This is a genomic window from Cyanobium sp. LEGE 06143 (assembly GCF_015207535.1).
Taxonomy (GTDB): Bacteria; Cyanobacteriota; Cyanobacteriia; order PCC-6307; family Cyanobiaceae; genus NIES-981.
Genome location: NZ_JADEWP010000086.1, coordinates 1 through 9,936, shown reverse-complemented (window position 1 = coordinate 9,936; position 9,936 = coordinate 1). Strand labels below are relative to the sequence as shown.

The 9,936-nt window shown below is 69.9% G+C and carries 9 protein-coding genes and 1 tRNA gene; 3 read left to right on the top strand and 7 right to left on the bottom strand.

Translation table 11 applies throughout. From position 1 onward, the window contains the following. Window positions 1–36 precede the first annotated feature (36 nt). Window positions 37–1,599 carry a Ppx/GppA phosphatase family protein gene (locus IQ216_RS07595; RefSeq protein WP_370566659.1) on the top strand — a complete coding sequence of 521 codons (1,563 nt, stop codon included), beginning with the start codon at window positions 37–39 and terminating at the stop codon, window positions 1,597–1,599. Here the strand turns inward: IQ216_RS07595 and IQ216_RS07590 are convergent. Both IQ216_RS07590 and IQ216_RS07585 read right to left on the bottom strand, forming a co-directional pair. Next, entirely contained in the window at window positions 1,580–2,386 is an 807-nt protein-coding gene (locus tag IQ216_RS07590; RefSeq protein WP_193815003.1) for a helix-turn-helix domain-containing protein, read from the bottom strand. The genes IQ216_RS07595 and IQ216_RS07590 overlap by 20 nt on opposite strands. 184 nt (window positions 2,387–2,570) lie before the next feature. After that, a tRNA-Val gene (locus tag IQ216_RS07585) sits at window positions 2,571–2,642 on the bottom strand. Between the two features lie 136 nt (window positions 2,643–2,778). Here IQ216_RS07585 and IQ216_RS07580 point away from each other — a divergent pair. Further along, entirely contained in the window at window positions 2,779–4,290 is a 1,512-nt protein-coding gene (locus tag IQ216_RS07580) for an FAD-dependent oxidoreductase (protein ID WP_370566658.1), read from the top strand. On the opposite strand, the gene cobM is transcribed toward IQ216_RS07580, so the two are convergent. The 3 genes from cobM to petA are packed head-to-tail and all read right to left on the bottom strand — an operon-like array spanning window position 4,252 to window position 6,834. Continuing rightward, a complete protein-coding gene (cobM, locus tag IQ216_RS07575) occupies window positions 4,252–5,013 on the bottom strand; it encodes a precorrin-4 C(11)-methyltransferase (protein WP_193815001.1) in 762 nt (253 codons plus the stop codon). The genes IQ216_RS07580 and cobM overlap by 39 nt on opposite strands. Beyond that, a complete protein-coding gene (gene lgt / locus IQ216_RS07570) occupies window positions 5,010–5,867 on the bottom strand; it encodes a prolipoprotein diacylglyceryl transferase (RefSeq protein WP_193815000.1) in 858 nt (285 codons plus the stop codon). Before lgt ends, cobM begins: the two co-directional genes overlap by 4 nt. Window positions 5,868–5,898: 31 nt before the next feature. Beyond that, window positions 5,899–6,834, bottom strand: a complete 936-nt coding sequence (gene petA, locus IQ216_RS07565; protein WP_193814999.1) for a cytochrome f — start codon at window positions 6,832–6,834, stop codon at window positions 5,899–5,901. A 776-nt stretch (window positions 6,835–7,610) separates the two neighbouring features. On the opposite strand from petA, the gene IQ216_RS07560 reads away from it, so the two are divergent. Then, the gene (locus IQ216_RS07560) at window positions 7,611–7,940 is read left to right on the top strand and encodes a DUF3067 family protein (RefSeq protein ID WP_370561503.1); all 330 of its coding nucleotides are present in this window, start codon (window positions 7,611–7,613) and stop codon (window positions 7,938–7,940) included. A 2-nt stretch (window positions 7,941–7,942) separates the two neighbouring features. Here the strand turns inward: IQ216_RS07560 and tatC are convergent, their stop codons facing one another. Further along, window positions 7,943–8,821 carry a twin-arginine translocase subunit TatC gene (tatC, locus tag IQ216_RS07555; RefSeq protein WP_193814998.1) on the bottom strand — a complete coding sequence of 293 codons (879 nt, stop codon included), beginning with the start codon at window positions 8,819–8,821 and terminating at the stop codon, window positions 7,943–7,945. Then, on the bottom strand, window positions 8,818–9,936 hold a 1,119-nt coding region (locus tag IQ216_RS07550), incomplete at its 5' end, for an NFACT RNA binding domain-containing protein (protein ID WP_193814997.1). The genes tatC and IQ216_RS07550, both read right to left, overlap by 4 nt.

The following is a 9,936-nucleotide window of genomic DNA, read 5'->3' as shown; positions in this document are numbered from 1 at the left end:
CCCTCCCAGCGCCCCGATCGACGCCGGGTCGCGGCCATCGACATCGGCACCAACTCGATCCATCTGCTGATCGCCGAGGTGGATGAGGAGCTGCGCAGCTTCTCGGTGCTGCTGGCCGAAAAGGCCACCACCCGTCTGGGCGAGCGCGACCCCGACTCCGGTGATCTCAGCCCTGCCTCGATCGAGCGGGCCTTCCGCACCCTGCGTCACGACAAGGAGCTGGCCGAGAGCCACCAGGTGGAGCAGATCGTCACGGCGGCCACCAGCGCCGTGCGCGAAGCGCCCAATGGCCGCGACTTCGTGCAGGCCCTCTACGACCAGCTGGGCCTGTCGGTGGATCTGGTGAGCGGCCCGGAGGAGGCCCGTCTGATCTACCTGGGGGTGCTCTCGGGGATGGGCTTCGGCGAGCAGCCCCACATGATCCTCGACATCGGCGGTGGCTCCACCGAACTGGTGCTCGGTGACGGCCGCGACGCCCGGGTGCTCACCAGCACCCGCATCGGCGCTGTGCGGCTGCAGCGGGAGTTCTGCCAGCAGGAGCCCCTTCCCCTGGAGCGGCAGCGCTTCCTGAAGGCCTACATCCAGGGGGCGCTGGACCCGGCCGTGTCCGAATTGAAGCGGGCCCTGCAGCCTGGCGAGCAGCCCCGGCTGGTGGGCACCAGTGGCACGGCGATGGCCCTGGCCTCCCTGGCGGCGGTGGCAGAAGCCAAGCCACCTCTCAAGCTGCAGGGCTACCGGTTGCCCAAGCAGCGCATCGATGAGCTCGTTGAGGCCCTGGTGGCGATGACCCCGGAGCAGCGCCGTGAGCTCTCGGCCATCAACGAGCGCCGCGCCGAGATCATCGTGCCCGGCTCCCTGATCCTGCAGACCGCCATGGAGATGGTCGGTGCTCCCGAGCTGGTGGTGTGCGACCGGGCCCTGCGGGAGGGCTTGATTGTGGACTGGATGCTGCGCAACCAGATCCTGGGCGATCGCTTCAGCTTCCAGAGCACGATCCGCGAGCGCACCGTGCTGCACCTGGCCCAGAGCTATGGCATCGACCGGGAGCGGGCCGATCGGGTGGCGGGCCACGCCCTCAGCCTCTACGACCAGGGCAAGGGCCTGCTCCATCACGACAGCGGCGCTGGGCGTGAACTGCTCTGGGCCGCGGCCCAGCTGCACACCTGCGGCAAGAGCATCAACATCTCCGCCTATCACAAGCACACCTGGTATCTGATCCGCCACGGCGAACTGCTGGGGTTCTCCCAGGCGGAGCACCTGATGGTGGCGGCCATGGCCCGCTATCACCGCCGCAGCCTGCCGAAGAAGCGCCATGAGTCGTGGCAGCTGATCGAGGAGCGCGATCAGCGCAGCATGGTGTTCTCCATGGCCCTGTTGCTGAGGCTGGCCGCTGCCCTCGATCGCCGGCCCGCGGCGGGCATCGCCGCCATCCGCGTGCATCCGGCCGCGGCTGGGGTGCTCGACCTGGAGCTGGTGCCCCATGCTCCCGAGCCTCGAGAGCCGGCCATCGATCTGAGCCTGGAGCGCTGGAGCCTGCGCTCCTGCAGTGAGGTGGTGGCGGAAGCCTGCGGGCTGGAACTCAGGGTGAGGGAGCCCTGAAGCGCTGCCAGCGCACCTGCTCGATCGTGCCCAGCAGGCGTCTGGGCTGGCCTGGCGGCACCACTTCCACCAGGTCTGGCCGGCCGGCCAGCACCTGCAGGTCCGCCTCAAGCGGGAAGGACTGCTCCCCCTCCAGAGTGCCGCGGAAGAGGGTGGTTCCGTCGGCGCTGCGCACTTCCAGCCAGCTCGGTTGCTCGGCCCGCAGCAGCAGTTGGCCGGAGCCGGCACCGCTGGCGCCTGAGGGTTCCAGCGCCTGTGCTGGGCCGCCGACAGCGCTTTCTGGGGCCGAGGCGGCAGCTGGTTGCGGCGTGCTGGCTGGGGCCAGGGCGGTGCTGCCGCTGCCGCCGTCAGGCGCCACCAGCCTCTGGTAGCCGACCAGCCCAACGGCGCCGAGCGCGACCAGCAGCCCTGCGGCGGCCAGGGGCAGGGGCCATCGGGCTGCCTGGCTGGACCGGCTGGGGGCTGAAGTCATCGCCTGCGGTTGGGCTGGGGTGCTGGACGCTTCGGCCGGCTGCGGAGCGGGTTTTCGGCCCTGAAGGCTGACCCGCAGCGCCTGGATCTCAGGATCGATCGACACGCCGAGGGCCGAGGCCACCCGCCTGGCCTGGGCGATCACGAACACCGGTTCGGGCAGGCTGTCGGAATCGGCATTCTCCAGGCTCTGCAGTTGCTCACGGCCCATGTGCAGGCGGTCGGCCAGATCTTCGAGGCTCAGCCCCTGGCTCAGCCTGGCCTGCTGCAGGCATGAGGCCAGCCGTTGCAGATCGGACATGGGGTCTGCGCTCATGTCAGCGAGGGATCCAGGTAGGGCGGCGGGCAGGGGCGCCGATTCAGCCCCGGAACCAGAATGGTGGAGATTCTGCAGGGAATGGCTGCCAACTGTCACCACTGGTGCCCCAGTGATGCACCGGTGGTGACGGCAGCCCACGGAGCCTTTCAGTCCTAAGCCCCCGCTTGGGGGCTCGCTGACATGGGCGATACTGGACTCGAACCAGTGACCCCTTCCGTGTGAAGGAAGTGCGCTACCGCTGTGCTAATCGCCCGTTGATTCGGCCTTGACCCTGCGGATCCGGTTCCGTCCTGGGAGCTTAAAACACCGCCGGAACCTGTCTCTGCCGGCATCGGCCAATCCTGTGCCTGCTGGTATCAGCCAAAATGGTGGGCCGTTCCAATGTGCCTGTGAGCAGCGCCCCTCAGTTCCCGCACACTGCCGCAGGCCCGGCAGCTGAGCAGGCTCCCCGCTCCAGTGACGCCAGCGTGGATGTGCTGATCGTGGGCGGAGGGGTGTGCGGCACGGCCCTGCTGTTCGAGCTTGCCCGCTACACCGACCTGGGCCGGGTGGCCCTGGTGGAGCGCTACGACGCCCTGGCCAGGGTCAACTCCCGCGCCACCAACAACAGCCAGACGATCCACTGCGGCGACATCGAGACCAACTACAGCCTGGAGAAGGCCCTGAAGGTGAAGCGCACCGCCGAGATGATCGTGCGCTACGCCGAGCTGCTCGATCCCGCCAGCCGGGAGCGCTGCGTGTTCCGCACACCCAAGATGGTGCTCGGGGTGGGGAGCGAGGAGTGCGCCCTGTTGCGGGCGCGCTTCCAGCGCTTCTCGCCCCATTTCCCGGCCATGGAGCTGCTGGATGCCGAAGCGATCGCGGCCTGGGAGCCCAGGGTCGCCCTGCTGAACGGCCAGCCGCGCCCTGAAGAGCTGGCGGCGATCGGCATTCGCGGCAGCTACACCGCTGTCGACTACGAGGCCCTCTCGGCCTCCTTCGTGGCCGAAGCCCGCGCTGCGGTGGCGGGCAGCGAACGCCAGCTGGAGCTCCAGCTGGGCACCACCGTGGCGGCGATCACGCCCGAGGGGGAGGGCTTCGGGGTGCTGCTCACCCCCACCCCGGGCTGCTCTGCGGCGGCAGACCAGGCGGAACGGCAGCTGTGGGCCCGCCATGTGGTGGTGAACGCCGGGGCCCACAGCCTGCTGATGGCTCAGCAGATGGGCTACGGCCTGGAGTACTCCTGCCTGCCGGTGGCCGGCAGCTTTTACTTCACCCCAGATCTGCTCAACGGCAAGGTCTACACCGTTCAGAACGACAAACTTCCCTTCGCGGCCATCCACGGCGATCCGGATGTGCGGGCTCCGGGCAAGACCCGTTTCGGCCCCACGGCCCTGCCGCTGCCGCTGCTGGAGCGCTACCGCCTGGCCTCCTTCTGGGAGTTCCTCAAGGTGCTGCGCCTGGACTGGGCCGTGCTGGCGGTGGCCTGGCAGCTGCTGCGGGTGGGCGACATCCGCCGCTACATCCTCAGGAATCTGTTGTTCGAGGTGCCCTGGCTGCGGCGGCGCCTGTTCCTTGCCGATGCCCGCAAGATCGTGCCGGGCATGCAGCTCGATGACCTGCGCTTTGCCGAGGGCTACGGCGGGGTGCGTCCCCAGCTGATCGACAAGCGCCAGCGCCGCCTGCTGCTCGGGGAGGCCAGCATCCCCGCCCGCCCCGGGCTGGTGTTCAATGTGACGCCCTCCCCCGGCGGCAGCTGCTGCCTGGGCAATGCCGCCCGCGACCTGGAGCAGATCGTGGCGCGGCTGGGCTGCGGCTTCGATCGGGCCAGGCTGGAGCGGGAGCTGCACGGCACGGCCGAGGCTTCAGGCCCCGCCGCAGCCTCAGGCTCCGCCGCGGAAGAGGTGGTGGTGGCTGGCTGAGTACAGCTTGGAGCGGGCCTCGGCATTGGCAGCCAGGGCCGGACTCACCACGTAGAGCGTGGTGCGGATCAGGCCCCGCTCCTCACTGGCCTGGGCCATGGCCGTGAGCGGCACCACCTGCAGCCACTGGTCCGGCCAGCTCACCCTGTAGCCGATCGCCACGGGGGTGTCCGGGGGGTAGTGCAGCAGCAGCTCCTGCTGCACCTCCTGAACGTGGCGGGCACTGAGGTAGAGGCAGAGTGAGGCCCCCAGGGCCGCCAGCCGGCCCAGGGATTCCTTCTCGGGAACGCCGGTGCGTCCGCCGGCGCGCCCGAGCACGATCGTCTGCACCAGGCCGGGAATGGTGAGCTCCTGCTGCAGGGCTGCGGCTGTGGCCTGATAGGCGCTGAGGCCGGGCACCACCTCCACGGCCAGTTCAGCATCGGCCAGGCGGCAGATCTGCTCGTGCAGGGCGCCATAGAGGCAGGGATCGCCATCGTGCAGGCGCACCACCTGCTTGCCTGCTGCGGCCCGCTCCTGCACCAGCGCCATCACCTGCTCCAGGGTGAGGGTGCTGGTGCGGATGCGTTCGCAGCCTTCGGGTGCCAGGGCCGCGATCTCGGGGCTCACCAGCGAGTCGGTCCACACCAGCACCTCGGCCTGCTCGATGGCCCGCAACGCCCTGAGGGTGAGCAGGTCCACGGCGCCGGGGCCGGCCCCCACGATCGAGACGCGTGGTGTCACTGCACCACCCCGCTGGGGTCAGGCAGGCGGCGCTGGCGGCCGTAGAGCCACCACAGGCCCAGGCCACCCAGCACGATCAGCAGCAGGCTCACCACCTGGGCCATGCGCAGACCGCCCTCGCAGAAGGGCGGCTGGGAGAACAGACAGAGCGGGTCGATGCGCAGGCCCTCGATCCACACCCTGCCGGCGCTGTAGGCCATCAGGTAGATGCAGCTGAGGCTGCCGGCCGGCAGGGAGATGCGGCCCTTCTGGCCCTGGCGGAACAGCACCAGCAGCAGCACACACACGCCCACGTTCCAGAGCGATTCGTAGAGGAAGGTGGGATGGAAATCCACCTGATCCAGGAATTCCGTGGGCCGGTTGGCGAGGGGGATCTGCAGCTTCCAGGGCAGGTCGGTGGGCAGGCCGAAGGCCTCGGAATTGAAGAAGTTGCCCCAGCGACCGATCGCCTGGCCCAGGGCCACGGCCGGCATCAGCACATCCAGCAGGGGCCAGAACGGCTGGCGCCGCCACCGGCAATAGAGCACGGTGGTGAGGCCGCCGCCGATCAGGGCACCGTGGATGGCAATGCCGCCCCGCCAGATCGCCAGGGCCTCAACCCAGTTGTCCTCGTACTGGCGCCATTCGAGCAGCACGTAATAGATCCTGGCGCCGATCACGGCTCCCAGCACCAGCAGGGGCAGCAGGTCGGCGATCAGGGTGGGCTCAATGCCGCGCAGCCGGCCCAGCCGGGTGGCCAGGCTGAGGCCCGCCAGCACCGCCAGGGCGATCAGCAGGCCGTACCAGCGCACGGAAAGGGGGCCCAGCTGGAACACCAGGGGCCCCGGGGAGGTGAACACAAGAAGCACGTTCAAGGGCGTGACGAGGGGCTCGGCGCCAACCAGCTCAGACAATGCCTTCGGCGGCCTGCACTCGCTCCACCTGGCGCTTCTTCAGCACGAGGAAGATCTGGGCCACGGCAATGGCCGCGAAGAACGCCAGCAGGCCGTAGATCCGCACGGGATCCTGAAGCACCACCTCGGTGTCGATCTGGCCGAAGCCACCCACGTTGGGGTCGTTGGTGAGCGCTGCGCCGGCCGCCACGGTCTCACCGACGGCGGCGGTCACGGTCGGACCGGCTGGAATGGTTTCGCTGATCACGGAGCCGTCTGCCGTGGTGATCTCCACCACGGTGGCGCCGCCGTCGGCGGGAGTGACAGCAGAGACGGTACCGGCGGCCGTGGCGTTGAAGATCGTGTTGTTCGACTTCTCACCGGTGGGATACACCTGGCCGCGGCCACGGTTGCCACCCACGTGCAGCTGGTATTTGCCGAAGTGGATGCTGCTGTCCTGGGCCGGATCGGGGGAGAGCAGGGGGAAGACGATCTCCTGGTGCTGGTCGCCAGGCAGAGGACCCACGAGCAGGATGTTGGGCTGGTCGTCGGAGTACTGGGTGTAGTAGATGCCCGCCGTTTCCTCCTTGAGCTCCTCACTGAGGCGATCCTGGGGGGCCAGGGTGAAACCATCGGGCAGCATCACCACGGCGCCCACATTGAGGCCGGTGCCGCTGCCATCGCCGGACAGCTGTTGCACCGAGGTGTCGTAGGGAATCTCCACCACGGCCTTGAACACCGTGTCGGGGAAGACGGCCTGGGGAAGTTCGATGCGGGTGGCCTTCTTGGCCAGGTGGCAGTTGGCGCAGACCAGCTTGCCCGTGGCTTCACGGGGGCTGTCGTAATTCTGTTGAGCCCAGAAGGGGTAGGCCCAGCTGGGGGAAGCGGCACCGAGCAGCACGGTGACGCTGAGAAGGCAACCGAGCAGCAGGGAGAGGGAGCGGCGCATCAGGGGTGGGGCGACAGGGGCGAACGGGGAAAGCGGATCAGGCCCACCAGGGCTTGTCGCCGTTTCGGAAGTCGSWYYMGGKCYWSTSGCYSWKKMRSAMGTYGKYKTCKNTCSACKGRCWCAKGRRCMMGKKSYMGKSWKMGRSGRRCMSRTSSKCNCASSRCCAKGSMGNGKGGMGYCNGTMCTSGSASNNCCRTGSCNGGNGGCNGWYGWACTKGKWSYSGYSGCMGKKSCAGRKSAMCWYGNNCWGSCCNNGYSGKTSCAGRKSRCMWYGMWGNCCANNTRGSTGCMGATGGCRTYGWYGCCNNNNCTSCNCGATSRSGTMGKYGSSMTCSMCSWTSAGRYMSNTGSRMYMGSCYKYGRKMCCCTKCMYYRNGGSTGCKGWSCCMKYCSYTGYSGGTGMYGRGMYWGCCGMNGCYSGTSMYKGGMKNGMSGWGCYCNNCCWYSRCKGMSGKSSSCCYWSSRCKGMMKGMRGYMNTTGRSCRSMRKGWAGNAGYKSWCCRMSGGSYASNGCSCNTSMGRGRGCCNAMGSYCRKSAGGTTCATGAACTGCCGACGGCCCATGCCGGGCACATCACCGCTCGAAGCACTCGCTGGCATCTGGGTCATACAGGGCGGCCTGGAAGCCACAGCAACGTGGCGGCCACCCTAAGACCTGGCTCCACCTGAGCCGGGCTGACCATGGGCCCTGGCGGGGGCTCTGCAACAACCCGTTGCGGATTTCTGGCTCGGCCCGGATTCCCTGGTACTGGCATAGGGGCCTGAGCGTCTGTGGTTGTGGATCCTTCGTCTCCCCTCAGCGCCGAGGAGCTGCTCGGCCTGCTGCGCCGGCGCTGGCAGGCCAGCTACGACCTGCAGCTGGTGCAGCGCCGCGGCCGTCTCTATCTCCAGGTGATGTGGGCCTATCTGGAACAGCAGTCGTTCCCGCTCTCTGCCGAGGCCTACGCGGCCAAGCTGGAGGAGCTCACGGGGCTGCTGAATGGGCTGGGCGTGGCGGGCCAGGTGAGGGCCTGGCTGGAGACCACCTCCGATAAGCCCAGACTGGGTCGGGCCCTGGGCCTGGCCCTGGAGTTGCCGCCAGAGCGGGCCAGTGAGTTCTTTCTCTGAGCTCAGGCCTCCTCCGAGCCAAGGGGCTGGGCCCCGGCCGGCCAGGCCCGAAGCCGCTCGCTGAAGGCCACCAGGCCCACGCCCACCAGATACAGGGCGCTGATGGCGCCGGTGAGCAGCAGCATCGTGACCGGATCGGTGGAGGGGGTGAGCACCGCTCCAGCCAGGGCCGCCAGCAGCACCACCCAGCGCCAGCCCGAGAGCATGGCGCCGGAGCGCACCAGCCCAAGGGCGCCCAGCAGCAGCTGCAGCACCGGCAGCTGGAAGGCCAGGCCGGTGGCCACCATCAGCAGCAGCACGAAGTCGAGGTAGCGCTCGATCGACCAGCTCGGCTCCACCACATCGGCGCCATAGCTCACCAGAAAGCGCAGGGCGGCCGGCACCAGAGCCCACCAGGCAAAGGCCAGCCCGGCGGCGAACAGCACCGCCGAGCCCGCCACCGCCGGCGCTACCAGCCGCCGTTCCCGCCGGTTCAGGCCCGGCAGCACGAAGGCCAGGCCCTCGTAGAGCACGTAGGGGAGGGCCAGGGTGAGCCCGGCGTAGCCCGCCACCTTCAGAGACACGAACAGAAACTCGCCCGGCGCCAGCTGCAGGAAGCGGATGCCCTCGGCCGGCATCTCCAGGAGCCGCACCAGCGGTTTGACGAACACCAGACACAGGGCCGCCCCCGCCAGCAGGGCCAGCAGGGCCCGCAGCACCCGGCGCCGCAGCTCCTCGATGTGGTCCACCAGGCTCATCTCCACTTCGCCTGGGAACTCCTCGCCAGCAAGGGCGCCGCTGGGCGTGGCGGGRCGGGGTTCCCGCGCACCCCGACCGACCTCGATCCGGATCGGGGGCGGTGGCCCGGCACGGCCGGGATCCTGGGGGGAGGTGTCCGTCATGGTTGCCGTGCTGACAGCAGGCTAAGAGCCCGCTCCGGTTCCCCCCAGAGCAGGCTGCCGCCGCGATGCCGCACCGTGCCGGGGGCGGCGCCCGGAATCCGCTGCAGCTCTGCCGTGGGCACCATCAGCACAGGCACGCGGCGGTTGCCCCGCCCGCGGCTGAAGTGGGCTGCCAGATCGGCCGCAGTCTGCAGATCCTCCTCCCCCGCCGCTGCCGCCGAACTGCGCAGCACCACGTGGCTGCCCGGTAGCTCCTGGGCATGGAACCAGAGGTCGCCGCGCCGGGCCTGGCGAAAGGCGATCCACTCGTTCTGGCGGTGGTTGCGGCCCACCTGGAGCGTGAGTCCCCCCGGGCTGATCAGCTCGAGGGGCTGGGGCTGGCCCTCCCGACCCTGGCCGCTGCCCCGCCGGGACTGCCGGGCTGGTCTGCCGCCGGGGTGGAGGTGTTCCTCCAGATCCCGGCCCAGGCCCTGGATCGCCTCGAGATCCTCCGCCTGGTCGAGGTAGGTGAGGCTGGCCTCCAGCCAGGCCAGGCGCTGCCCGTGCCAGGCCAGCCGCTCCTGGATGGCCGCCACGGAGCGGCGTCGCCTGCGGGCCTGGCGGTAGAGCTTCTGGGCGGTGTCGATGCAGCTGCGGCTGGGCTGGAACTGGCTCAGCAGGGCATCGGCCTGCAGCTGCAGGGCGTCGCTCTCCGGTACGGCATCGAGCAGGGCCTGCTGGCTGCCGGCCTGCTGCTGCTCGCGCCCCAGCAGCCGCTCCAGCTGCTGCTGCAGCTGCCTGCGCTGCTGGCGCAGGCTCTGCTGGGCCAGGGCGCGGCCATAGAACGCAGCCAGAGCGCGGTTGATCGGCATCGCGGCGCCGGCTGGTGGCAGCGCATGGGGCTCGGCGCTCCAGCAGCGGTAGCCCTCGGCGTCGCCCTGCCAGCAGAAGCGCTCGGCCTCCACCGCCGCCAGCCAGAGCTGCCAGCGCTGCCAGAGCAGCTCCCACTGGTGACTCTGCAGCTCGGTCACAGGTTGCTGCAGCCACTGCGGCGGGGCGAGCTGGCGGGCCAGGGCCGGGCTGATGCCCTGGTAGGCGCTGCGCAGGGCCCGCTCCAGCGGCAGGGGCAGCAGGGC